This is a genomic window from Kribbella sp. NPDC056951 (genome assembly GCF_042674205.1).
Taxonomy (GTDB): domain Bacteria; phylum Actinomycetota; class Actinomycetes; order Propionibacteriales; family Kribbellaceae; genus Kribbella; species Kribbella yunnanensis.
The window spans coordinates 480,468-504,481 of sequence record NZ_JBHUQZ010000001.1 but is presented as its reverse complement, the minus strand read 5'-3'; the positions used below and the strand labels follow the sequence as shown (position 1 = coordinate 504,481).

The 24,014-nt window shown below is 67.5% G+C and carries 24 protein-coding genes; 10 read left to right on the top strand and 14 right to left on the bottom strand.

Going from position 1 to position 24,014, the window contains the following annotated elements; translation table 11 throughout:
- Positions 1–28 precede the first annotated feature (28 nt).
- Genes ACFTSF_RS02445 through ACFTSF_RS02435 form a run of 3 tightly spaced genes read right to left on the bottom strand, consistent with a single transcriptional unit; the run spans position 29 to position 2,611 of the window.
- Positions 29–1,129 carry a hypothetical protein gene (locus ACFTSF_RS02445; RefSeq protein ID WP_380152112.1) on the bottom strand — a complete coding sequence of 367 codons (1,101 nt, stop codon included), beginning with the start codon at positions 1,127–1,129 and terminating at the stop codon, positions 29–31.
- A complete protein-coding gene (locus ACFTSF_RS02440; RefSeq protein WP_380152111.1) occupies positions 1,126–1,548 on the bottom strand; it encodes a hypothetical protein in 423 nt (140 codons plus the stop codon). Before ACFTSF_RS02440 ends, ACFTSF_RS02445 begins: the two co-directional genes overlap by 4 nt.
- Positions 1,523–2,611, bottom strand: coding sequence for a substrate-binding domain-containing protein (locus ACFTSF_RS02435; RefSeq protein ID WP_380152110.1), 1,089 nt, complete (start codon positions 2,609–2,611; stop codon positions 1,523–1,525). The genes ACFTSF_RS02440 and ACFTSF_RS02435 overlap by 26 nt, the downstream gene beginning before the upstream one ends.
- A 109-nt stretch (positions 2,612–2,720) precedes the next feature.
- On the opposite strand from ACFTSF_RS02435, the gene ACFTSF_RS02430 reads away from it, so the two are divergent.
- The 4 genes from ACFTSF_RS02430 to ACFTSF_RS02415 all read left to right on the top strand — a co-directional run bounded on the left by ACFTSF_RS02430 (position 2,721) and on the right by ACFTSF_RS02415 (position 9,312).
- Entirely contained in the window at positions 2,721–3,356 is a 636-nt protein-coding gene (locus tag ACFTSF_RS02430) for a DUF624 domain-containing protein (RefSeq protein WP_380152109.1), read from the top strand.
- 59 nt (positions 3,357–3,415) lie between these two features.
- The gene (locus ACFTSF_RS02425; protein WP_380152108.1) at positions 3,416–4,846 is read left to right on the top strand and encodes an MFS transporter; all 1,431 of its coding nucleotides are present in this window, start codon (positions 3,416–3,418) and stop codon (positions 4,844–4,846) included.
- A gap of 161 nt (positions 4,847–5,007) precedes the next feature.
- Positions 5,008–7,413 (top strand): Tex family protein, encoded by a 2,406-nt coding sequence (locus ACFTSF_RS02420; RefSeq protein WP_380152107.1) that lies wholly within the window; start codon positions 5,008–5,010, stop codon positions 7,411–7,413.
- Positions 7,414–8,796: 1,383 nt separating this feature from the next.
- Positions 8,797–9,312 (top strand): carboxymuconolactone decarboxylase family protein, encoded by a 516-nt coding sequence (locus ACFTSF_RS02415; protein ID WP_380152106.1) that lies wholly within the window; start codon positions 8,797–8,799, stop codon positions 9,310–9,312.
- On the opposite strand, the gene ACFTSF_RS02410 is transcribed toward ACFTSF_RS02415, so the two are convergent.
- The 6 genes from ACFTSF_RS02410 to ACFTSF_RS02385 all read right to left on the bottom strand — a co-directional run bounded on the left by ACFTSF_RS02410 (position 9,295) and on the right by ACFTSF_RS02385 (position 14,430).
- Complete coding sequence (locus tag ACFTSF_RS02410) at positions 9,295–10,011, bottom strand: phosphotransferase (protein ID WP_380152105.1); 717 nt, start codon at positions 10,009–10,011, stop codon at positions 9,295–9,297. The genes ACFTSF_RS02415 and ACFTSF_RS02410 overlap by 18 nt on opposite strands.
- Positions 10,012–10,207: 196 nt before the next feature.
- Positions 10,208–11,581, bottom strand: a complete 1,374-nt coding sequence (locus tag ACFTSF_RS02405) for a purine-cytosine permease family protein (RefSeq protein WP_380152104.1) — start codon at positions 11,579–11,581, stop codon at positions 10,208–10,210.
- Between the two features lie 16 nt (positions 11,582–11,597).
- A complete protein-coding gene (locus ACFTSF_RS02400) occupies positions 11,598–12,617 on the bottom strand; it encodes a hypothetical protein (protein WP_380152103.1) in 1,020 nt (339 codons plus the stop codon).
- A gap of 11 nt (positions 12,618–12,628) precedes the next feature.
- Positions 12,629–13,141 carry a SigE family RNA polymerase sigma factor gene (locus ACFTSF_RS02395; protein WP_380152102.1) on the bottom strand — a complete coding sequence of 171 codons (513 nt, stop codon included), beginning with the start codon at positions 13,139–13,141 and terminating at the stop codon, positions 12,629–12,631.
- Between the two features lie 61 nt (positions 13,142–13,202).
- The gene (locus tag ACFTSF_RS02390) at positions 13,203–13,979 is read right to left on the bottom strand and encodes a GNAT family N-acetyltransferase (protein WP_380152101.1); all 777 of its coding nucleotides are present in this window, start codon (positions 13,977–13,979) and stop codon (positions 13,203–13,205) included.
- A 10-nt stretch (positions 13,980–13,989) separates the two neighbouring features.
- Positions 13,990–14,430: a helix-turn-helix domain-containing protein gene (locus ACFTSF_RS02385; RefSeq protein WP_380152100.1), complete on the bottom strand. Its 441-nt coding sequence runs from the start codon at positions 14,428–14,430 to the stop codon at positions 13,990–13,992.
- A 66-nt stretch (positions 14,431–14,496) separates the two neighbouring features.
- On the opposite strand from ACFTSF_RS02385, the gene ACFTSF_RS02380 reads away from it, so the two are divergent.
- Positions 14,497–15,696 (top strand): MFS transporter, encoded by a 1,200-nt coding sequence (locus ACFTSF_RS02380; protein WP_380152099.1) that lies wholly within the window; start codon positions 14,497–14,499, stop codon positions 15,694–15,696.
- Here the strand turns inward: ACFTSF_RS02380 and ACFTSF_RS02375 are convergent.
- Complete coding sequence (locus tag ACFTSF_RS02375; protein WP_380152098.1) at positions 15,647–16,069, bottom strand: winged helix-turn-helix transcriptional regulator; 423 nt, start codon at positions 16,067–16,069, stop codon at positions 15,647–15,649. The two genes, ACFTSF_RS02380 and ACFTSF_RS02375, sit on opposite strands and share 50 nt — an antisense overlap.
- A 67-nt stretch (positions 16,070–16,136) precedes the next feature.
- Here ACFTSF_RS02375 and ACFTSF_RS02370 point away from each other — a divergent pair, with 67 nt between their 5' ends.
- The 3 genes from ACFTSF_RS02370 (at position 16,137) to ACFTSF_RS02360 (ending at position 18,303) form a co-directional block, all read left to right on the top strand.
- Positions 16,137–17,513, top strand: coding sequence for an MFS transporter (locus ACFTSF_RS02370; RefSeq protein ID WP_380152097.1), 1,377 nt, complete (start codon positions 16,137–16,139; stop codon positions 17,511–17,513).
- Positions 17,514–17,794: 281 nt separating this feature from the next.
- Positions 17,795–17,989 (top strand): hypothetical protein, encoded by a 195-nt coding sequence (locus tag ACFTSF_RS02365; protein WP_344147995.1) that lies wholly within the window; start codon positions 17,795–17,797, stop codon positions 17,987–17,989.
- On the top strand, positions 17,986–18,303 hold the full coding sequence (locus tag ACFTSF_RS02360; protein ID WP_380152096.1) for a hypothetical protein: 318 nt from the start codon (positions 17,986–17,988) through the stop codon (positions 18,301–18,303). The genes ACFTSF_RS02365 and ACFTSF_RS02360 overlap by 4 nt, the downstream gene beginning before the upstream one ends.
- 160 nt (positions 18,304–18,463) lie before the next feature.
- Here ACFTSF_RS02360 and ACFTSF_RS02355 read toward each other — a convergent pair whose 3' ends face one another.
- Both ACFTSF_RS02355 and ACFTSF_RS02350 read right to left on the bottom strand, forming a co-directional pair.
- Positions 18,464–19,180, bottom strand: coding sequence for a hypothetical protein (locus ACFTSF_RS02355; protein ID WP_380152095.1), 717 nt, complete (start codon positions 19,178–19,180; stop codon positions 18,464–18,466).
- 367 nt (positions 19,181–19,547) lie between these two features.
- Positions 19,548–20,330, bottom strand: a complete 783-nt coding sequence (locus ACFTSF_RS02350; protein WP_344147986.1) for a methyltransferase domain-containing protein — start codon at positions 20,328–20,330, stop codon at positions 19,548–19,550.
- 35 nt (positions 20,331–20,365) lie between these two features.
- Between ACFTSF_RS02350 and ACFTSF_RS02345 the strand changes: the two genes are divergently transcribed.
- Complete coding sequence (locus ACFTSF_RS02345) at positions 20,366–21,223, top strand: aminoglycoside phosphotransferase family protein (protein WP_380152094.1); 858 nt, start codon at positions 20,366–20,368, stop codon at positions 21,221–21,223.
- Here the strand turns inward: ACFTSF_RS02345 and ACFTSF_RS02340 are convergent, their stop codons facing one another.
- Complete coding sequence (locus ACFTSF_RS02340; RefSeq protein ID WP_380152093.1) at positions 21,224–22,642, bottom strand: alpha/beta hydrolase; 1,419 nt, start codon at positions 22,640–22,642, stop codon at positions 21,224–21,226. It lies immediately after the preceding gene.
- 25 nt (positions 22,643–22,667) lie between these two features.
- Positions 22,668–23,030, bottom strand: a complete 363-nt coding sequence (locus tag ACFTSF_RS02335) for a nuclear transport factor 2 family protein (protein ID WP_380152091.1) — start codon at positions 23,028–23,030, stop codon at positions 22,668–22,670.
- A 110-nt stretch (positions 23,031–23,140) separates the two neighbouring features.
- On the opposite strand from ACFTSF_RS02335, the gene ACFTSF_RS02330 reads away from it, so the two are divergent.
- On the top strand, positions 23,141–23,923 hold the full coding sequence (locus ACFTSF_RS02330; RefSeq protein WP_380152090.1) for a helix-turn-helix domain-containing protein: 783 nt from the start codon (positions 23,141–23,143) through the stop codon (positions 23,921–23,923).
- Positions 23,924–24,014: the final 91 nt, after the last annotated feature.

Genomic DNA, 24,014 nt, shown 5'->3' with positions numbered 1-24,014 from the left:
CGATCACAGTTCCGCGCGATGAACCCGATCACCGCTCGATTTCAGGCCCGCGCTCCGCCGATTGGCTCCCCGAGCGGCGCGATCCCATCCGATCCTCGCCAAGCCGACTCGCCGAACTGAGCGGCTCAGTCCCAGACCGACTCGCATGTACGGCGGCCGCCAGGTCGGCGGGGAGTTCCGGCTGGCCGCTCTGCTGCTGCGGACCCTGCCCGGTCGCCTGAGCCTGCCCGGTCGCTTGGACCTGTCCGGTGGATCGGTCCTGCTCGGCCGCGACTCCACGCTCGACCCGCGCCTCGGGCGCCGGCTGTCCCCACTCCTTGCTCAGCTTGTCGACCTCGTCCAGACCGGCCTCGACCGACGTCGCACCCGCCTTGGCCGACATCCGGCGCTTCCGGTCCGGATCGTTCTCGTCCTTCAACGCCTTCAAGCCGGACATCGACGGCTTCATCGACTCCTCGATCCGCCGGATCGCCGCGTCGCGCTCCTGCTCCGGCACCTTCCCGGGCAGATCACTGCTCTCGTAGAGCATCTCCGCCGCCACCCGGAACTTCTGGTCCGCGTTGACGACAGCCAGCCGCCGCACCACCTCGGACGGCTCTACGCCGGCCTCGCGCCCGATACCTTCGCTGAAGCGCCGCGCGGCAGGGGTGTAGTGGTCGTACGACGTCCGCGCCTCCACCGACTTGATCCCGGGTGCGATCTCCTCGAGCCCGAGTTCGTCGATGTAGTCGTTCAGCGTGTCGTAACTGTGGACCTCGGTGATGCCCTCTTCGAGCGCCTGTTCCGGGAGGTTCTGGAACGCCGCTTTCCCGTCGCTGTGCTCAGTACCTTCCTCAGCGAGCAGATGGGTGTTCTCGTGGTGAACAGTCTTGACTGCCGAACGGTACGACCGCAGTGCCTCCGGAGTCTGGTGATGGACCCCGGCGTTCTCGAACATCTCCTTGAGCGGAGCGGTGACCGTGCGATCGGAGTAGTTGATCGTGTGATCCCAGTCCACGCTGCCGTGGACCTTGCGCTCAGGAGCTGTGGCGCCGACCTTGCCGTTCCACGAGGAGTGGTGGGCACCGGAGGTTTTGACGGCGGCCCGGGCCTGCTCCGCCATCAGCTCCGAGTGAGTGGTGACCTTCACTCGGAGTCGGGCTTCAGCGCCTCAGCCAGCATCAGAAGCGACTCGTTCAGCTCGATGATGGCGTACTGCTCGTCCTCGGGCGCACTGTCCGCGATCCGGCCGATGGCCTCCATCCCCGCCTCGGCGCGGGCGATCCGCTCGGCCGGGGTACCGCTGTCGTCCGTGGCCGCGCTGTGAACCTGGATGGCCTTGTTCATCGCGTCCGACCAGGGCTTCTGGTTGCCGGCCTCACCTTCGCGCAGGATGCCCTCGATGCTCTCGATGCGACCTTCGGCGCGCCAGCGCTCCTTGGGGTCCTCGATGGTGGCGGCGAGCTCTTTCAGCCGGGCGATGTCGTCCTGGAGCGTCGGCGGGAGAACCTTCGCATCGAGGACGTCCCAGACCTTGTCGCTCTCAACTCTGAACTGCGCGTAGTCCATGGGCTGAATTTACCTTCTGGGCACCGCAGGAGGACCGGAGATTGAGCGTCGGGAGCAGTGACAAATGCTGCACCGGGCCCGGTGTGGACTGGAGTTTGCGGAGCAGGAGGTCGCACGCCGTCTCGCCGAGGGCGAATTTGGGTGGGCAGACGGCGGTCAGGGGGACGACCGCCAGGGCTGCGGTGACGTCGTTGTAGACGACGACGGCCAGGTCTTCGGGGATGCGGAGGCCGCGTTCCATGGCGCGTTCGACCAGGCGGGCGGCGTGCTCGTCGGAGTGGATCAGGGCGGCCCGGGAGCCGAAGGCTTCGCATTCGATGAGGAACTTGTCGAGCTGGGCCAGGGAGGCGGGGTCGTCACCGGTTTGCGGGAGCTCCAGATCCGACACGTAGATGTCGATGCCGAGCGTGTCGACGGCTTGTTCGAGGCCGCGGCGGAGCCAGTACGCCGTGACGGTCGGCTGCATGCTGACGGCGATCCGGCGGTGGCCGAGGTCGGCGAAATGGCGCAGGGCAAGCATGGCGCCGTACGCGTGATCGGTGCGGACGTGGTCGTACTCGCGGGCGACGTCGGGGAATCCGAAGGCGCGTTCCATCAGGACCACCGGTACGTCGATGTCGTCGAGGCGGGTACCGAGAAGGTGCCCGTCACGGTCGCCGTACGCGGTGCTGATCAGCAGGCCGGCGACGCCGACGCCCAGCACCTTCTCGATCCGTTCGAGCTCGATGTCGGCGTCGTAGCCGGAGACGCCGAGGACGAGGCGGGCGCCGTACCGGGCTGCGGTCGCCTCGGCGCCGCGGATCACGTCGGTGTAGTACGTCGAGGCGCTCGGGACGATGATGCCGATGGTCAACCGATCACTGGCGGTGTTCTGGCCGGTCGGGCTGGTACCGATCGCGCCGCCGTGCACGCGGCGGAGCAGCCCGGCAGCATCGAGCTCGGCGAGATCGCGGCGTACTGTGATCGCGGAAACGCCCAGCTCGGCGACCAGTTCGCCCACCCGGAGCCGGCCGTGGCGGCGCAGGCTCCGCAGGATCAGCTCGTGGCGCTCCGGTGCAAGCATGTGCGGTTCCCGATTCTTTGGTCGCTCTGTGGTTTCGAATGATTGTTTGTGATCATACGATCATCCCGGGCTTATCCGTAATGCGCGTGAACAACGAGGAGGCGAACCCGTGGAACAGGCCGGCGGCCGGACCAACGCAGTGTTGGCGAAACTGACAGTGGTCGGCGATCTGCTCCTGCTGCAGTTGACCTTCCTGGTGCTCAGTGCCGGAATCATCACCCTGTTCCCGGCCGCGTTCGCGCTGCAGCGGGTGCTCCCTGAGGCGATCAGCCAGGAGCGGACCGGGATGATGCGGCTGTACTTCCGCGAGTTCGGCTGGGCGTTCAAGCGGTTCTGGATGTCCGGGTTCGCCCTGTACGTCGGCGGTGTGATGCTCGCCTTCGGACTCGCGTTCTGGGCAAATGCTAGCGGCCCGGCGCGGATCTTCGCGCTCGCGATCCTCATTCCGCTGACCGGAATGATCGTCGGGCTGTATCTGAGCGGACTCGCGGTACTGCGGGATGCGGGTACCGACGCGACGATGAAGCTCCTGTTCCGGCAGGCCAATCTGTTCCTCCTCCGGCGGTCACTGGCTGTGGCGGGCGGCGTGATCGGTCTGCTCACCTGGTTCGCGCTGGCGGCGACAGTGCCGACACTGCTCGTGATCGGGTCCGGACTGGTCCCGGCACTCATCGCCTACTGGCTGAGCGGCGGACAGCGCCGTACGGAGTCTGCAGAAAAAGATTCGGGCGACGTGTCAATCTGAGCCCCTCTGGTTCGACGTAAGGGTGTAAAGGCCCTCTCGAAGGACTCAAGGAGACTCAGATGTACGCGACGACCGACACCCTGGCGACCACGCCGGCCACGCAGGGCGGCCGCTCGCGTTGGCTCGCTCTCTACACGCTGTGCGCGGGCATGTTGATGATCGTGCTCGACGTCACCGTGGTGAACGTGGCGCTGCCGGCCATCCAGGACGACCTCGGCTTCACCAGCTCCTCGCTGGCGTGGGTGGTGAACTCCTACCTGATCGCGTTCGGCGGCCTCCTGCTGCTGGCCGGGCGACTCGGCGACCTGCTCGGCCGCCGGAACATCTTCATCGCCGGACTGGTCGTTTTCACCGCCGCCTCGGTGCTGTGCGGGCTGGCGTCCTCACAGGAGGTGCTGGTGATCGCACGGTTCATTCAGGGCATCGGTGGCGCGCTCACCTCGGCAGTGATCCTCGGCATGATCGTCACCCTGTTCCCCGAGCCGCGTGAGCAGGCCAAGGCGATCGGCATGTACGCCTTCGTCGCCTCGGCCGGTGGCTCGATCGGTCTGCTCGCGGGTGGCGTACTGACCCAGGCGATCAGCTGGCACTGGATCTTCTTCGTGAACCTGCCTATCGGCATCCTGACCGTCGCACTGGCCGTGAAGCTGATCGACAAGGACAAGGGCCTCGGGATGGGCCGCGGAACCGACGTACCGGGCGCAGTACTGATCACTGCGGCGCTGATGCTCGGAGTGTTCACCATCGTGAAGCCGGCCGCGGAGCTGGGCTGGACTGCCGGGCGGACCGTCGCACTGGCACTCCTGACGATCACTCTGCTGATCTGCTTCGTGGTTCGCGAGGCAACCGCAGCCAACCCGCTGGTGCCGCTGCGCATCTTCCGCTCACGCAACCTGTCCGGCGCCAACCTGGTGCAGGCACTGTCCGCCTCGGGCATGTTCGGCATCTTCTTCCTCGGCTCGCTCTACCTGCAGCGAGTGCTCGGGTACGACGCTCTGGAGATCGGACTGGCGTTCCTGCCGACCACTGTGGTCATGGGCCTCCTCTCGGTCCGGTACTCCGAGAAGCTGGTCACCCGCTTCGGCCCCCGCCGCCCCCTAATCGCCGGACTGCTGCTCGTAACCGCCGGACTCGTCCTCTTCACCCAAGCCCCGGTCGGCGGCAGCTACGTCGTACACGTCCTGCCCGTACTCACCCTGCTCGGCCTGGGCGGCGGCATCGCCTTCCCCGCCCTGATGGGTCTGTCGATGGCCGACGTACAGCCCGAGGACGCCGGCCTCGCCTCCGGCCTGATCGGCACCATGGGCGAGGTAGGCGCCGCCCTCGGCCTCGCCGTCCTCGCCACCCTCGCCGCCACCAACACGACCGGCAGCACCCCCCTCCAGGCCCTCACCAACGGCTACCACTTCTCCTTCGCCGTAGCCGCTGGCATCGTCGCCGTCTCGGTCCTGATCGCCTACTTCTTCATGCGCCCCGCCAAGACCAACTGAGTACGACACTCCCCGTGACCCACCACGGTCACGGGGAGTTCTGCGTCCGGGTTGTCCACAGGGTGGGGTGGCGGGTTTCGGGGTGGGGGGTGGGATGGGGAAGGATATGGGGGTGCGGGTCTTGGGCTCGCTGGTTCGGTTGTCGGTGAAGGGGAAGCAACGTGGTGGTGCAGTCGATCGAGCAGCGGATCGCCGAAGAGCTGGAGGTCCGCGAGAACCAGGTGCGGGCAGCGGTGGCGCTGCTGGACGAGGGCTCGACGGTCCCGTTCATCGCGCGGTACCGCAAGGAGGTCACCGGAGAGCTCGACGATGCGCAGCTGCGCACGCTCGAGGAGCGCCTGCGGTATCTGCGGGAGCTGGAGGAGCGCCGGCAGACCGTGCTGGAGTCGATCGAGAGCCAGGGCAAGCTGGACGACGCGCTGAAGGCGTCGATCCTGGCGGCGGACACGAAGTCGCGGCTCGAGGACATCTACCTGCCGTTCAAGCCGAAACGCCGTACCAAGGCAATGATCGCCCGGGAGAACGGCCTCGAGCCGCTCGCCGACGGGCTGATGGCCGACCCGACCGTGGAGCCGCTGGCGGCCGCGGCGGTGTTCGTGAACGCCGAAGTACCGGATGCGCAGGCCGCCCTCGACGGCGCGCGGGCGATCCTGGTCGAGCGGTTCGCGGAGGACGCGGACCTGATCGGCGCGCTGCGCGAGCGACTGTGGACGCAAGGCCGGCTGGCCTCGGTCGTCCGCGAGGGTAAAGAGACCGACGGGGCGAAGTTCTCGGACTACTTCGAGTTCGACGAGCCGTTCACGAAGATGCCGTCGCACCGGATTCTCGCCATGTTCCGTGGTGAGAAGGAGGACGTGCTGACGCTGAACATCGAGCCGCTGCCGGCCGGTGTCGAGGCCGACGGCCCGACCGAGTACGAAACCACCATCGCCCGCAAGGTCGGCGTGGAGAACGCGGGCCGCGCGGCCGACAAGTGGCTGGTCGACACGGTTCGCTGGGCTTGGCGGACGAAGATCCTCGTCCACCTCGGCATCGACCTACGGATGCGGCTGCGCCAGCTCGCCGAGGAAGAGGCGATCCGCGTCTTCGCGTCCAACCTGCGCGACCTGCTGCTCGCCGCTCCGGCCGGCACCCGCGCGACGATGGGCCTCGACCCGGGCTTCCGGACCGGCGTGAAGGTCGCCGTCGTCGACGCGACCGGCAAGGTCGTCAACACCGGCGTCATCTACCCGCACGTCCCGCAGAACCAGTGGGACAAGTCGATCGCCACCCTGGCCGCACTGGCCGCCGCGCACAACGTCGAATTGATTGCCATCGGCAACGGTACGGCGTCGCGTGAGACAGACAAGCTGGCCGCGGAGCTGATCGCCAAGCACCCGGAGCTCAAGCTCACCAAGGCCGTCGTCTCCGAGGCCGGCGCTTCGGTCTACTCGGCGTCGGCGTTCGCCTCGGCGGAGCTGCCCGGGATGGACGTGTCGCTGCGTGGCGCGGTCTCGATCGCGCGCCGCCTGCAGGACCCGCTGGCCGAGCTGGTGAAGATCGACCCGAAGTCGATCGGCGTCGGGCAGTACCAGCACGACCTCGCCGAGAACTTGTTGTCCCGTTCGCTGGACGCGGTCGTCGAGGACTGTGTGAACGCAGTCGGCGTCGACCTCAACACGGCCTCCGCGCCGCTGCTGACCCGAGTTTCCGGGATCACGCAGGGCCTGGCCGACAACATCGTGCAGCACCGCGACGTCAACGGTCCGTTCGCTTCGCGCTCGGCGTTGAAGGACGTGGCGCGGCTCGGACCGAAGGCCTTCGAGCAGGCGGCCGGGTTCCTCCGGATCCCCGGTGGCGACGACCCGCTCGACTCCTCCAGCGTGCACCCCGAGGCCTACCCCGTCGTACGGCGGATCCTGGACGCGACCGGTTCCGACGTGAAGTCGCTGATCGGGTCGGCCGAGTTGAAGCGGCTCAAGGCTGCGGACTTCGTCGACGACATGTTCGGTCTGCCGACCGTCACCGACATCCTGGCTGAGCTGGAGAAGCCCGGCCGGGACCCGCGGCCGGCCTTCAAGACCGCAGTCTTCGCCGAGGGCGTCGACAAGATCGCCGACCTGAAGCCCGGGATGAAGCTGGAAGGCCAGGTCACCAACGTCGCCGCCTTCGGTGCCTTCATCGACGTCGGCGTCCACCAGGACGGGCTGGCGCACGTGTCGGCCCTGTCGAAGAACTTCGTCAAGGACCCCAGCGAGGTCGTCAAGGTCGGCGACATCGTCACCGTCAAGGTCCTCGAGGTCGACATCCCCCGCCAGCGCATCTCCCTCACCCTCCGCCTGGACGACGAGGTAGGCGGCGCCCGCCCATCGACCAGCAACCAGAACCGCGGCGGTGGTGGAGGCGGTGGCGGCCGCAGCGGTGGCGGCCAGGGCGGTCGCGGACCAGGCGGTGGCGGCCGTGGTCCCGGCGGTGGCGGCCGCGGCGGCCAGGGCGCACGCCCCAAGACCACCCCCAAAGCCGACACCCCCATGGACGAAGGCTCCCTAGCCGACGCCTTCCGCAAAGCCGGCTTCACCGTCCGCTGACCAAAGGCCCCGGTACGCCGGGGCCTTTCACACTCACCTCGTCCACGCCACCCGCGCACCAACACCCGTGGCCCAGCGATCACCCCACCCCTGCTCGAGTTGTACACAACTGATCCCCAACCTGTGCACGATCTTCGTGAGTCGCCGATCCTGTCGGCCCGCACGATCTTCATGCCTCGCCGATCCCGCCGCCCCGTGCATGGTCTTGGTGCACAGGTGAATCTCCAACTCGTGCACGGCCCTCAAGGGGCGCCGACCCCGCCAGCCCGCGCACGATCTTCATCACTTGTGAACCCCACCGTGCTGATCTTCGTGGGTCGCCGATCCGCCGACCCCACACGGCCTTCGTGCACGGGTGATCGCCCAGCCTGTGCAGGGTGTTCGTGCACAGGTGATCCGTCAAACCGTTCCCGCTCACCACCTTCGGGCACGGTCTTCGTGCTCACGCGAGCCTGCACAAGTTGGTGGGGCAGCCCATCAGGTGGTCGCTGCCCGCCAGATTCCTGGAGTAGGAGATCGCAGCTCGTGGGTCAGCCCATCTCGTGGTGGGTGGGCCCTCGCACGCCGTTAGCCAACCCACCATTTCGTGCGTCAGCCCGCCAATGCCGGTTCACGGATGACCACTGCCGCTGGGGGCAGCGGGCTCCGTGGATCTGCAGTACTGAGGTCAGGTAGCGGAGACCGCGGACGTCTGGTGTCTGCGGTCCGGCGTGGAGGCGGACCGCCCCCACTCACCAACTCTCGGAACACCAAGCGGTTCACGCTCAGCGGAACCTCCGCAACAAGGCGCACAGCAGGTTGGTGAGTGGGGCGCGTCCGCCCCACTCAGCGCCGGGCAATGACGAGCGGCCAGTTCTGCTCATGCGTTACGAGTCGAATCAGCGGTGGGTGGCGGCGCAGAGTGCGAATGCCAGGCTGGCTCGAAACGCCAGGGTGGAGCTGAGCTCTGTAGACACTCGCAGGACGAACACCGTGCGGCGCTGCTCCCACAGCGTCGCTAAGGACACGTAGTAGTCGCCCGCTGCCTCAACCCGTGAGCGTCGGCAACACCTAATCCACTCGCGAATCACCCACCTCCTCATGTCCTTGGCGACGTACCAGTCGGCTCGGCTTTGCAGACACGAGCCGCAGGGCTAACCACCTGAGCGCGAAGGGCGATGCACGCGTGTGGCGGTCAGTGCCCGGGTGGTTGCGGACGCACGGGCCATCACAACTGGGAGCTGTGGAGCGGCGTACGCCTGGAGGTGGGTGCCGACGTGTGGTTGTGATGGCGTTGGGGTTCGCGAAGGGACGCGGCCATCACGGCTGAAGGCGTGGGCGTTGGCGGGTTGCGTGTGGGTGGAAAGGCGGGCGGTAAGGTGGCGGGGTGGTTAGGGTCGGTGGATGGCACGGATTGTGTACGCCGACCCTGAGCAGCTGACTGGTGTGTTGAAGGACTGGCATGAGCGGTTGCCGCCGGATCCGCGGATGTTTCTGACGTTGGCGTTGGCCGAGGGGACTGCTGAGTTGGTGATGAAGCTCGGGCAGGCGATCCATGACAGCTTGGAGTTGGACGAGCGGTTGGTGGAGATTGCCGCGGCTGTGGTCACGCGCGCCGCGGGGTCGACGTACCTGGTGGAGCGGCACTTTCCGCATGTGCGGGTGTTGAGTGCTGCGGAGCAGGGGGCGTTGTTGTCGGGGGCGGACGAGATTGAGTCCTTTGACGACCGGGATCAGGCTGTGTACCGGTTTGCGCGGGCGCTGGTCGACAGTCCGCGGATCGACGACGCCACGTTTGCCGATGTGCAGCTCGAGTTGTCCGATCGAGAGTTGGTGGAGCTTATCCAGGCCCACGGGTACTACTCGATGCTGGCCACTCTCGACGGCGCGCTGCGGATCGGCTCAGGGCTGGAGGACTGACTCGAGTTCGCGTTGGTGTCGGGTGAGCCAGTCGATCGACTGGCGGATTGCTGCCGCTTGGGTGCTGGAGAAGGCGTCGTCTTGGCTGGCTCGGAAGGCGAGGACGCGTTCTTGTTGCCGGCGGATGGCGGGGAGGAGATCGGCCGTCAGAGTCTCGGAATTCAGGGGTGCGGGCTCTAGGTAGGCGGTCAGCGCGGCGCGCATCTGGCGGGCGCTGTGTTCAGGTGTGTGGAGGGGCGATCCGAGGTCTAGGAAGGTCCACAGGAGATAGCCCAGATCGTCAGTGCGGGCGCCTGGAGCAACTAGGTCGAAGTCGATGATGCCGACGATGTGGTCGTCCGCGACGATGGTGTTCCACGGGGCGAGGTCGTTGTGGCAAACCGTTTCGTGGCCGTCCGCCTCCGGGGTGCCTGCGAGTGCGTCGTGCATCCGGCGGACGATTTGCATCACGTCGGCTAGTTGGTCGCCCGACCAGTGCGATCTCCCGCTTGCGGTGTTGCCGGGGAGATAGTCGAGGATCTCCCGGCCCTGTTCATCTGTGCCGTGGAGGCGGGGCACTCCCGTTACGCCGGCTGCCTCGAGTCGCTCTAATACCTTGTGCACAAAGGGCGAACGACTTGTCAGAGGACGGCGTACCGTCCCGGCCACGAGCGCGACACCCGACCGGGATCGGCCTCCGGTCAACGCTTGCTCATCCATCGGCAGCCACCAGTGATCTCACCGAACCATTCTGCGGCCACCATCATCGGCCGAACGACAGGAAGTAGGTGTCTACGCATGTGCCCGCGCACGCTCGGCGGGATGGAGCTCGGGCATGCTTCAGCCGATACCTCCTGTCGTTGTGCAGATCAGCCACGCGGGCATGACGAGCAAGCACAGTGGCGCGGGGGTGGGCCTATCCCCCGATGGTTTGCGGTGGTGGGTTGGCGGTTTGGCGGGACCAGGGGAGGTAGAGGGCGGTGGTTACCAGGAGGCCTATGAGCCAGGAGATGTCGGCGCCGCCTAGCAACTCTGTGACTGGGCCGGTGTAGAGCTTTTGGGCTAGGAAGGGGATTTGGGCGGCTATGCCGACGAAGTAGGAGACGAGGGCTGTCACGTTCCAGGTGCCGTAGCGGCCGGCAGGGTCGTACAAGGCTGGGATGTCTACACGTTCTCGGGAGATCAGGTAGTAGTCGGTCAGGTTGATGGCGCTCCAGGGGGTGAAGACCATCAGGAGAACCAGGACGAAGTTCTTGAAGTTGTCGAGGAAGTCTTTTGAGGCGAAGAGGGCGATCAGGACTGAGACGGCCAGGAACGCGATCGTGTACGCCGCGCGTGCCGCTGGGCCGATGCGGGTTGATCGGTTGAAGGCGGTGACTGTGGTGAGGAGGGTCATTGAGCCGCCGTAGGCGTTGAGGCAGTTGACGGCTAGTTTGCCGATGACGATGACCAGGTAGATGAGGATGGCGATGGGGCCGGCCAGGGAGCCTAGGTAGCCGACCTGGTTGGCGAGGAAGCCGGCGCCGCCGGCTGCGACGAGGGCGCCTAGGGTCATCGACCACTGGGAGCCGATGACGCTGCCCAGGAAGGTGGCAAGGAAGGTGTGACGCTCGGGAGTGTCCGCGGGCAGGTAGCGCGAGTAGTCGGCGACGTAGGGGCCGAAGGTGAGTTGCCAGCCGGCGCCGAGTGAGATGGCGAGCAGGAACGACACCCAGTCGAAGGGCTTGGCGCCGAACAGAGCACCTACGTCCGAAGTCACCAGCAGGCGGATGCCCAGGTAGGTGAACCCGAGTACGCCGCAGACCGTTGCCAGACGACCGAGCAGATGGATCCAGCGATAGCCGAGCGTGGCGACGACCGCGGTCAGTACGCCGAAGACCACGATCCCGACGGCGGTCGGCCCGACGTGCAGGATCTTGTTGATCGCCTGCCCCGCAAGCACCGTCCCGGTGGCGGCGAAGCCGAGGTACATGACGACGACGAGCACGAGCGGTACGACGGCGCCGTACACCCCGAATTGCGCGCGACTGGAGATCATCTGCGGCAAGCCGAGTCGCGGACCCTGCGCGGAGTGGAGGGCCATCACGATGCCGCCGAAGATGTTGCCGAGCAGCAGCCCGATGATCGCCCACAGTGCGTCGGCGCCGAAGACCACCGCCAACGCACCGTCGACAACCGCTGTGACCTGCATGTTCGCGCCGAACCACAAGGTGAACTGGCTGAGCGGCGTACCGTGCCGCTCGTCGGCCGGGACAACATCGATACTCCGCTGCTCGACGACTCCGCTCATGCCCGAGATGGTGCCACTAACCGCCGAGGACCTGCACGACCTTTCCGTTCTTGTCGTACGCCGTCGCCTTCGCGTCCGGCCGTGCCTGGGAATCACTGCTCAGCCAGGCCAGGGCGAACCAACCGTCGGTGACCGTGATGTCGTGCTTGCCACCGGCGATCGGCTCGATGCGGACTCGGGCCACGTTCGACGGCATCCGGCCGGTCTGGGTGTAGAGCCAGCCCTTGCACTTGTCGTGGGTGGTGGGCGAGCAGCCGTGCTGACCACCCGGGATGGTGGTGAAGACCTGGCTGAAGGTGTTGCGTCCGGTGTTGGCGGTCCGGAGGATCCGCGAGTCGGCGCTGAGCTGCGGCCCTTCGTACGGCGTGATCTCGAGGATGCAGGTGACGATGCTCCGGCCGGACGGCGACTTGGCGACCAAGGCGGACGCGAGGCCGGGTTGGAGGTCGGAGGTCAGCACCTTCCAGTTCCGCAGATCGGTCCAGAAGTGGACCGAACAGTTGCGCAGCTGGTCGGCCACGGTCTTCGGGACCGGGTCCTTGCGGGCGGCCTCGGCGAGTGCGGCCGACGGCCGGTCGCCGCCGGGGATTGTGCAGTTCGCCGCGTGATCGCCCCGCCGCAGGTCGTACTGAACCGTCGTCCCCGACTGCAGGTTGGGCGCGGCCGGCCGGACCGGACGCTCGACCGCAGGATTCCGCAGGCTGCAGCGACGGTTGACCTCCGCCAGTGCCAGCGTGGCGCCGGCGCCGTCCTCGCCGCGCGGAACGCCCGGGACCGCAGTGAAGTCCGGGTCTGCCGTCGTGGTCCGCGGGCTCGCGATCTGGGGCTCCGGCGTGGCCGCGGTCTGGCCGTTCAGCGCGCTGGCGCCGAGGGCGATCACGGCGACCGCTGCGATCCCACCGCCGCCACTGAGAAGACGGCGGGTACGGCGGCTGCGGCGGCCGCGGGTGAGCATGGCTTGGGGGTCGATCGGGGCCAGTGGATCGTTGGCGGCGAGTCGTTCGAGTTCGGCGCCGACGACGCGTTCGTCGTCCATGGGGTTCTCCTTCATGCCGGCCTACCGATCCGGCGGGCCTCGTCGATGGCGGTTCGGAGAGTGTCGAGACCACGAGCGGCCTGGCTCTTCACCGTGCCTTCCGAGCACCCGAGGATCCGGGCGGTCTGCTCGACGGACAGGTCCTCGTAGTACCGCAGCACGACACAGGCCCGCTGCCGCGGAGCAAGGGTCGCAAGGGCGGTCAGGACCTCGTCCCGGTCGGCGTGGCCGGCGGCCGGGTCGGCGTGCGTGACCCGGTCCGCGGGCAGGTCTGCGGTCGGCACTTCCCGGCGCCAGGGGCGCCGGCCGCTGTCCAGGGCCGCGTTGACGACCGTACGGCGGGCGTAGGCGAGCGGGTTCCCGTCGCGATCGACCTTCGCCCACGACCGGTACAGCCTGCACAAAGCGTCCTGTACGACGTCGTCGGCGCGATGCCAATCGCCACACACCAGGAACGCGGTCCGCCGCAGCGACGAACTCGCCGCCGCGACGAACTCGACGTACTCCTGATCCCGGTCCACCATCGGCCCTCCACTCTCCTCTGTCCCCCTCAATACGAGAAGTCAGGAGAGCGGGGTTGCACAGTCAGCGCAGGTCGTTGAGATGACCGCCTGGATCACCCAGGTGTACGGCGGTCGCCTGCGGCGTGTAGCCGACCCGGCGGTAGACGCGGTCGGCGCCGTCGTCACCCGGGGTGAGCCAGGCGAGCGTGGCGCCGGCCTGCTCGAAGGCGAACTGAGTCGCGTACGCCGTCGCGATCCCGGCGAGCCCCTGTCGGCGATGACTGTGGATCGTGCCGACCCCGGCCACCTCGGTGACACCATCGGCGACCGCAGTCCACGCGGCAGTCGCAGCCGGGACGCCGTCCACCCGGACGAGCACCGCACCGCCGTCCCCGAGCACCGGCTGATAGGTGAAGCCGGCGGTCTCAATCGAGTAAGCATCCGCGGAGACCGCGTTCGCGTCGGCCTGATCCGCATCCGAGCCCACCAACTGAACGGTCACCCCAGCAGGCAGGTCCGGCTGCACCAGATCGTCATCCGAGACGACGAGCAGCGGCGGACGCGAGACGATCGTCATCCCGTGAGTCTCCAGCTCCTCGGCCAGGCCCGGGTTTGCCTCCTCGATCAGCTCGGCACTCAACCAGCGTCCCTCGGCCGCGAAGGCCTTCCGCAGGATCGTCACCGATTCGCGGACCTCGTCCGGATCGAACGGCGTACCGGGCTCGGCCGCGACCATCGTCGACAGGTACCACGCGTCGTCGTCGTGCAGGAGGCCCACCAACGGCCCGACGACGATCTGCCGGCGCGACCTGCCCAAGCCGCTCAACTGTGCTCGCGCGATCCGCGCCCCGATCTGCATACCTCCGACCCTAATGCGTGCGCCTAGGCCCGCTCGACCGCATTTCGGCCAGTAGAACCAAGTCGAGCAACCGGTCGAGATCCGCTGCCTCAACCGGCTGCCCGAGCAGGTTTCCCAGTACGTCGAGGGTCCGGACGAGCTCGTCCCGAATCGCTGCCCGCGTCCGCCCCCGGCGAGCGACCGCCTGCACCAGCTCGGCCGCACGCGGCGAGCCGTCGACCAGTCCCGCAGCCACCGACGGCACCTCCGCCACGGCCTCCCCGCTGATCCGCACCTCGAGCCGCGCCCCGAGCGCCTCGGCCAGCCGGTCCAGCGCGGCGACGGTCGGATTGCCGCGACCGTTCTCCAGGTTCGCGATATAGGGCACCGACAGCCCGGCGTCCATCGCGACCGACGCGATCGTGCGCCCGGCCGCCTTCCGGCGATCACGCAGTACTTCGCCCAACTCCATCCGAGCACTCTATTCCCACAGAACACTCTTGCAAAGAGCTATCCCATCAAGATAGCTTCTCGCCCTGTGAACAGCGATTTCCGGCGGTTGTGGATCAGCAGCGGAGTCTCCGGTATCGGCTCCTGGCTGCTCGTCGTCGCCCTGCCGGTCCAGGTGTTCACACTGACCGGTTCAGCGGCCGCCACCGGGCTGACGCTGGCCCTAGAAGCCCTGCCCCCACTACTGCTCGGCCCCTGGGCCGGTGCCCTGCTGGACCGATGGGACCTCTCGCGCGCCCTCTGGATCGCCGACCTGGTCAGCGCAGCCGCAGTCGCAGCGATCCTGTTTGCCGGACACTGCATCTGGCTGATCTTCCTTGCCGTCCTGGTCGAGAACGCAGCCACCACGGTCTTCCGACCAGCCTCGCGCGCACTGATCCCCGCAGTCGTCGGCACCGGCCCAGAACTGGCCAAAGCCAACGCGATCACCGCCACCACCGCCAGCGCGATCCGCCTGGCCGCCCCGCCCCTCGGCGCCCTCCTCCTGGCCGGCCCCGGCATGACGACAGTCCTGATCATCGACATCGCCAGCTATTTGTTGTCAGCGGCAATCATCTCGACGATCCGCGCCTACCCACGCACCGCCAGCGGCGGCGTCCGCCCAGGCATCCAGTACGTCGTTCGCCACCGAGCCCTGCGCGGAGTACTACTCGGCCAAACGCTCTTCCTGACCGCGAACGCCGGCCTGACCGCACTCCTCGTCCCCTTCACCGTCGAGCGCCTGCACGCACCCGGCGCGACGATCGGCTACCTCATCTCGGGCCTCGGCGCGGGCTACCTGCTCGGCGCCGCCCTCAGCTCGAAAGCCCAGTCCTGGCTGGGAATCCGCGAACTCCTGGCCACAACCCAACTCGCCACCGCCGCCGCCTTCTTCTTCCTCGTCAACGCACCGAACGTAGCCACAGCGATCGGCGCCGCGGTCCTGATCGGGCTCCCCGGCAGCATCCTGCTGATCACCGCCGAGACCGCCATCCAGCGAACCGCTCCACCGGACATGCTCGCCCGCATCGGCGCCCTCTTCTTCGCCGCCGACTCACTCGCCCTCATCATCGGCGCCCTCGCCGCACCGGCCGCGACACTGCTCATCGGCCTGCCGACAACGCTCAACGCGCTAGCGGGGTTCGCCGTGATCGCAGGCGCGTTGACGCTGCTCGCCGTACCGAGTCATCCGGCAGCATTCACTCGGAAGCCACAGCCGCAGCCGCGTCGTACCGAGCTCGGGAGCTAGCGATCTCCATCTGATGCGTCTCGGTCCAGGTGACCAGCGACTGGATGGTCGCGTGCAGGGTGACACCGAGCGGCGTGAGCTCGTAGTCGACGCGCGGCGGCACGACCGGGTAGACGGTCCGCTTGACCAGGCCGTCCCGCTCCAACTGGCGCAGGGTGACCGTCAGCATCCGCTGGCTGATCCCGTCGATCGTCTTCTTCAGTTCGGTGAACCGCATCGACCCGTCGTCGAGCAGTGCGATCACCAGCAACGACCACTTGTCGCCGATCCGGTCCAGGATCTGCCGGACGTCACAGTCCTCCCGGGTGTCCCACTGGAAGGCCTCCTCGGTGCAGCAGGAGTGACTCGGTTCCTTTGAAGTGCCTTCTTCCATAGTTGCCGATGGTTCCTGAAGATGGGGTCAGTTACAAGAGAGAACCATCAACGACCTGGGAGTTTTCGTGTCAACAACCCTGACCGCCCGTTCGTGGGCTGTCCTGTTCGTGCTCTGCGGCGCGATCTTCCTGGAGGGCATCGACGTCTCGATGATGGGCGTCGCGCTGCCCTCGATCCGCGCCGAACTCGGCCTCAGCACCGGCGAACTGCAGTGGGTCGTCAGCGCCTACGCGCTCAGCTACGGCGGCTTCGTCCTCCTCGGCGGCCGCGCCGCGGACCTGCTCGGACGCCGCCGGATGTTCGTCGGCTGGCTCGTCGTGTTCCTGCTGTTCAGCGGTCTCGGCGGGTTCGCGACCGAAGGCTGGGTGCTGATCCTGGCCCGGTTCGCCACTGGCGTCGCGGCGGCCTTCATGACACCGGCCGGCCTGTCGATCATCACGACCACCTACCCGGAGGGCCCGCAACGCAACAAGGCCCTGCTCGTGTACGCCGGTACGGCGGCCGGCGGCTTCTCGCTCGGCATGGTCACCGGCGGACTGCTCACCACCATCGACTGGCGCTGGGTCTTCTTCGCGCCGGTCCTAGTGTCGGCCGTGATCCTGGCCGCGGCGATCGCCCTGATCCCTCGGGACGCCGAACGGCCTGACCAGCGCGGCGGATTCGACCTGCTCGGCGCCTTCACCCTCACCGGCGCAATGCTGCTCCTCGTCGCCACTGTCGTCCGCGCACCCGACGTGTCCCTCTCGCAGTCCCTGGTGACCGCAGCAGCCGGTACGGCGTTGCTCGCCGCCTTCGTCGCGGTCGAGAAGCGAGTGGCCAGCCCGCTGATCCGGCTCGGCCTGCTGCGGAACCCCGCGCTGATCCGGGCAAACCTCGGCGCGATCCTGCTGGTCGGGGCGTTCGTCGGATTCCAGTTCGTCGCGGTGCTGTACCTGCAGGAGCTGCGCGGCTGGTCGGAGTGGAAGACCGGACTGGCGCTGATGGTGATCGGCATCGACGCCGTACTGGCGCCGACCCTGACGCCCTGGCTTGTGAACCGCTTCGGCAACGGCAAGGTGGTGTTCGGCGGCTTCGCGCTCGCCATCCTCGGTTACGCCGCCTTCCTGCCCCTCGGTACGACGTTCGCCGCCATGCTGCCGACGTTCCTGCTGCTCGGTCTCGGGTTCGCGCTGGCGTACGGGCCGTTGACGATCGCAGCCACCGACCGGGTCGCCGAAGACGAGCAAGGGCTGGCCAGTGGCGTGCTGACCACCTCGTTCCAGTTCGGGGCCGCACTCGGGCTCGCGGTGGTGGCCGCCGTACTGGCTTCGGCGGACGAGTTGACGATCGATGCCTTCCGCAACGGTCTGCTGGTACCGCTGATCGCGGCCGGGCTCGGGGCGCTGATCGCGCTCGGCGGATTGCAGCCAGCAGTGCGTAATCGAATGGCCGCACAGGGTTAGCAGGAAGTACGACATTTCCAGCTGCTTCGAAACGTCGGCCGAGCGCCCGAATCGTTATTGGTAAATCCGTGCAAACATTCTTGACAGGTCATTACCAAGGGCGGATAAGCATCCGGTGAGACCGCTCTGACCAGGGGATTCGTAGGGTTTCCCTACTCTGCGTCAAGGCTCTGTAAAGGTCCCTGCGAAAGTGTTCCTGCGGAGGCAGCGATGAGGTGTTCTTTTCTCAGCACCGGACAAAGCCGTCCGGGGCGCCGACCGAGACTGCCGAAGGACCGCTGATGACCGAGACGCTGGAAACCCCCACCGCGCACTTCCGGGTGCGGGTTTGGTTCGGCGCTCACCCGATCGCGGACCACACCGCCACAGCGGAGCAGGCAGCGCAGTACGAGGAAGCCATGCAGCGGCGCTTCGCCTCCCTTCGGGTGACGAGCGAGCCGGTGCCGGCGGACGTTGTGGCAGGGCCGGGTCAATGACGACCCGGCCGACGCTGCTCGGATATGTGCGGGCCGACGCGCTGAGTTGCGCGGAGGAGCTGGCCGCGGCGACGGATTCCCTCGCCGCCTTCGCCAGCGCCGAGGGATTCACCCTCGGGACGGTCTACACCGAGCGCGACACGGCCGAATCCGCGGCATTCCACGCACTGCTCGAGGAGGTGAAGCGGTCCGACGTTCGGGCAGTTGTCGTGCCCGCGATGAACCACCTCGGATCGGTCGGCACCCCGGCTGCCTTACGGCAGCACCTCGAGTTCCACCAGGCGCAGGTCTGGGCTGTGAACTCGGCGAAATAACTCAACACAGACAAGCGGAGCTGACGTCTTGACCCCTGCATCGGCGTCGGTTCCGCTCTCCACCTCCACAGCTGCACCGGGAATGCCCGGGCGGTAGTGGACCACCAAGGCCCCACCGGCTGCTACCGGTGGGGCCTTGTCGATTTAAAGGTTCGATGCTCTAGGCAACGATTTTGTACCCGAACCGCTTCATCTGCGCCGCCACCCCCGGATCGAATTGACCCGTGTTCCGGAGCTGGTAGTGCGCCTCGATCTTGCGCATCATCCGCCGGAAGTGCACATGCCACGGCACTCCCCGCGGCGGCGCCAGCTCGGCCTTGACCAGCGCGCCCACCTTCGGATGCGCCGCCCACGCCAGCACCTTGAGCCGGTCCGCGCCCCACGCGCCGGTCATCACGTCGTGCGTCGCGGCGTAGCGCATCGCGGCCAGCGAGATGATCGAGTCGGGCTCGGGCAGCGGAGGCGTCCGCGACTTCTGGTACAGCTCCCAGGTCATCCAGTAGTACCCGGGCGGACCATCATCCTTGCCGCGGTTCTTCAGACCGTTCCGCTTCTGGTGGTAGTCCGCGACTTGCCGCGCCGCGCTCGCCGACAGGTCTTTGTCGGCGACCGCGATCGCGTGCACGTGGAACGGCCAACTGCCTTGGGACGGCGTCCGCAGCCAGGCTGCGAATCCGACCTGCCGGAGTGCCTTCACGACCGCGACCCGCGAGGCGGGAGCCAATCGCCGTACGTCGATATCGACCGCGCCGCCGCCGTCATGGGTGCCGGCCGAAGCCCCGACACCGCCCTTGTTGTACGACCCCTGCAGGATCGCCATCCTCGAGTGCAGCAGTTTCTCGGCGGCCTCGACCATCGCCACCGTTCGCTTATTCATGGACTTGCCTCGCCAGGTCACCCGGACCTCGTGGGACATGCCTGTTCCTTCCCCAGGGCGTCCCGCAACCTCCCCTGGGCGGCGGAATCGCCGTCAGCGTAAGCGTCGGACGGAGCACCCTCAATGGCTGTCCGAGCAGGAAAAGGTTCGATGCACGTCAAGTTTTCTGAGCTTCCCGCGTGCGTCGAGGTGTGCTCGCGGCCGGAGTGGGGTACCACTAGGGGCGTCCCGCGGTTCAGTCAGTGTCATTCGGGCATGGGTGAGACTCACCGAGCCGCGAGTTCTCCCACTGAGGGGCGGGAGAACGACCGGCCCCGGCGGGCGCATCCCAGGTGCGCCCGCCGAGCTCGGATCTGGGCTTGAAGAACTACAGGGCAGACGCCACGAACAGATACCGGTTCAGGCTGAAGAAGTAGCCGGAGCCGAGACCACGCAGGTCGTCCGCCCACGCCTTCGCCTCCACGTCGGTGACCTTGTCCCGACCGGGCACGAACCCGGCGACGATGTCGATCAGCCCCGCGCTGTACGACCGTTCGTCGTACCGGGCGTTGAGCAGCGGCACCGCCTGCAGGTGGGTCACCGTGAACCCGGCCTTCGTCAGTACGTCGTCGAACGTGCGCGGCAGATGCGGATCCGCGAGGTGCTGCTCGAACGCGGTCAGCACCCGCCGCATCCGCTCGTCGTCACTCGACCGCCAGACCAGCGAATCCCAGTCGGTGTCGAGCAGCACGACACGCCCGCCCGGGCGGAGCACCCGCCGTACCTCCTCGAGTGCGCCGGCCACGTCCTCGATGTACTCGAAGACCTGGGTGGACACCACCACGTCGAAACTCTCGGCCGCATGCGGGATCCGCCCGGCCGACGCGAGCTCGAGCTCGATCGTCGGCCCGCCCGCGACCTCGGCCCGGGTCGCGGCGATCGCCAGCATGCTCTCGCTGATGTCGATCCCGCAGATCCGCCCGTCCGGCCCGACCTCGGCGGCCATCTCCGCCGCCAGGAGGCCCGGCCCGACCCCGATGTCCAGCACGCGGTCCCCCGGCCGCAACGCCAGCGCCGCGCGCACGACTCGGCGCTGCTCCACCACATCCGCAGAGGTATAGACCGCCTCCACCTGCTGCGAGACTCCCAGATCGAACTGCAAAAAACTCACTCCCCCTACCGAGGCCTGCCCCCTACTCTGCACCCATGATCGACGTCCCGGACGGCTTTCGGCAGATGCCACGGTGGTGGCATGACGGCACATCCTGGCTGGACGCGCTCCCAAATCTCGTGAAAGCCCAGTGCACCGCCTGGAACCTGGAACCGGACGGCCCGCTCGCCTGGGGTTCGAACGCGCTCGTCATCCCCGTCCGCCGCGGCGCCGACGAGTTCGTCCTCCGGATGACACCGCCCGGGCCCGGGACCGATGAGCACGTGCAGGCGCTGCGCTGGTGGGACGGTCGCGGGATGGTCCTCCTGTACGACGCCGATCCGGCCGCCGGCGCGATGTTGCTGGAGCGACTGTCGACGCCGCTCGCGACTCGACCGCTGGACGAGGCCATGGCCGTACTCGGCCGGATGATGCGGCGACTCGCCGTACCGCCGCGGCCTGGGGCACTCTCCACCGGCGAGATCGTGCGAGAGCGGCCAGCTGAGCTGGAGAAGCAGTGGGAGGAGCTCGGGCGCCCGTTCGATGTCGGCTTCCTCCGTACGGCGTTGGAGATCGCACCGGAGCTGACTGAGCCGGCGGTGGACCTCTCGGTCAACGGGGACCTGCATGTTCATCAGGTGTTGGCGGGCGAGCGTGAGGCCTGGGTGACGGTCGATCCGCTGCTCTATCGCGGCGACATCGAGTTCGACCTCGGCCGGGTGCTGTGGATGCAACTCGACGAGATGGCCGAGATCCCGCCGTACTTCGACCTTGTCGTCCAGGAGGCGGGCCTGGTCCGGGACCGGGCCCGCCACTGGACGGTGTTCCGTGCGGTCGACTACTGGCTCTGGGGCCTAGGCGACGGCCTCACCGAAGACCCAGTGCGCTGCGAGCGGCTACTCAGAGCGCTCTGATCACCGGCAGGCTTTGTTGGCCGGCAGCGTGCCCTTCAGGAAGTACGTCGTGATGTTGGTGCGGGCGCATTCGGAGTTGAGGTAGGCGGTGTGGCCGTGGGCCTCGGCGATGAACAGGTGGCTGTTGTCGATCTGACGGGCCAGACCTCGGGCGCCTGAGACCGGAGTGGACGGGTCGTTGGTCGACGAGGCGATCAGGATCGGCGGTGCGCCGTGGACCGGGGTGCGCTGCCACGGGTTGCTCGGCGGGATCGGCCAGCCGGAGCAGGCGGCGGCCATGACCCAGCCCTCGACGGCGGCACCGACGCGCGGGGCGACGGCTTTGGCGAGAGCCATCCGGGCGCGGGCGTCGGCGTACCCCTTGAGTTCGCCGGGCAGGTCCATGCAGGAGACGGCTGCGTAGGCGGTCTCGTAGTTGTTCAGGTAGCTGGTGGCGAAGCCGGACCCGTCGCCCTTGGCTGCCTTGGCGAGGGCACCTGCGAGTCCGGTCCAGTCCGCGCCGAACATCCCGAGCTTCGGCAGCAGTGCGGGCAGCGACATCCGCATCACGTCACCGGTGACCGGCCCGAACGAACTGGTCAGCGGGGTCTTGTCGGCCTTCGCGACCGTCTTGTCCCAGAGCACACCGACGTCCTGCCCGTGCAGCTCACAGGCGGCGTCCGTGGCGCACCAGTCGATGAACCCGTTGAACTCGCTCTCCATCGACTTGGCTTCCTCGAGCATGAACCGCCGCGAGCCCTGCGAGTGATCGATGATTCCGTCGAGCAGCATCCGGTCGACCCGGTGCGGGAACATCTGCGCGTACATCGTGCCGAGGAACGACCCGTACGACATCCCGAAGAAGCTGAGTTTGCGCTCCCCCAGCGCAGCCCGGATCGCGTCGATGTCGCGCGCCACGGTCCGGGTGTCCAGGTTCCGCATCAGGTCGCCGTGCTGCTTGAGGCACTGCTCACCGGTAGCGCGGCTGGCCGCGACCATCGCGTCGTACTGCGCCTGGTTCTTCGGGAACACCGGTACGCCGGGGCGCAGTACCGGGCCGCAGTTCAGCTGACTGCTCTGCCCGGTACCGCGGGGGTCGAAGCTGACCAGGTCGTAGTTGTCCCGCAGCGGACCGAGGAACGCGTCGGCCAGCCCGGCCTCGAAGATCGACCCACCGGCACCGCCCGGGCCGCCCGGATTGAAGACGAGCGACCCGCGCTTGTGCGCCTGGTCCTTGGCCGGCACCTTCACGACGAAGACGTTCGTCGTCGGCCCGGACGGCTTCGACCAGTTCAGCGGCACCTTCAGCGTCGCGCACTGCTCGACCGCGCCCGGCTTGCACTCCTTCCACTGCAGCCCCACCGCGGCCGCCGTACCCGCCGGAATCAACCCGGCGAGCAGCACCCCTGCACCAAGCACCCCACTCAGCTTTTTCCACATGCCCGCAACCTACGACGCCTCCGGTTCAGTGCTCCGGAGCGAAGTCGTGGAAGCCGATCAGGTGCGTGATGCGGCCGTCGGCATCGACATGGACGATGTCGGTACCGCCTGCGACCGGCTCCTGACCCTCCGCCTGCAGGTGCCAGGTCCAGCGGCGGTAGATGTGGTGGTCATCGATCTCGCCGATGCGGACGAAGGACAGCCCGGGGAACATCTGCTGGGCGGCACCGATCAGCTTGTTGAGTTCGTCGTGGCCGTGCGTCTCGAAGCTCGGGTCGACGAAGGTCGAGGTCTCGGTCCAGGTCGCCGCGATCAGTTCGGCCCGGCGGTCGGCGTCGGGCTCGTTCCAGGTCGCGAAGTACTGGTCGGCGAGAGTCTGCGTGGTCATCGTTTCCTCCTGGTTGGTTCGGATGACCAGAACCTTGCCGCGACGGACGGCGTACGGTCGATGACGTCAGAGGTAATGGCGGTCGCTACACCGATGGCTACTGTCGGGGTATGACAGAGACGTTCCAGCGCCCGGTCGGTGAGTTGCTGCGCGGCTGGCGCGAGCATCGGCGGCTGAGTCAGCTCGATCTCGCGAACCGGGTCGAGGTGTCCACGCGACACGTCAGCTTCGTCGAGACCGGGCGGTCGCAACCGAGCCGCGACATGGTGCTGCGTCTCGCGGAACATCTCGACGTACCGCTGCGGGATCGCAACCAGCTCCTGCTGGCCGGTGGGTACGCGCCGATCTACAGCGAGTCGTCGCTGCATTCGCCGGCCATGCTGGCGATCCGGACCACGTTGCGCCGGTTACTGGAGGCGCATCAGCCCTACCCGGCCCTCGTGGTTGACCGCTGGTGGAACATCGTCGAGGCCAATGCCGGTATCAAGATCTTCACCGCGAATGTCGACGAAAAGTTGCTCAAGGCACCAATCAACGCACTCCGGCTGACCCTGCACCCGGACGGACTGGCGAGCCGGATCACCAACCTGGCCGACGTTCGTGCCGCCGCACTGGCCAGTCTGCAACGCCAGGTCGTCAGCACCGCCGACCCCGAACTCCAGGACCTGTACGACGAACTTCGCGGCTACGCGGCCGACGATCAGCCGGCGAATCCCGGGCCGGCCGAGGTCGTCGTACCGTTCGAGCTGACCTATCAAGGCGAGCGGCTCTCGCTGCTGACCATGATCGCGACCTTCGGGACGCCGCTCGACGTCACCGTCTCCGAGCTGATGATCGAGTCGTTCTATCCCGCCGACGACGCGACCGCCGAACTACTGCGGAAGCTGGCATAACCGACGGCCCCGCTCCGGCAGCAGGGGGGAGGGTGCCGGAACGGGGCCGCTCGGTGGAGCCGACCGTGAGCAGGCCGACGGATTGCTGGTC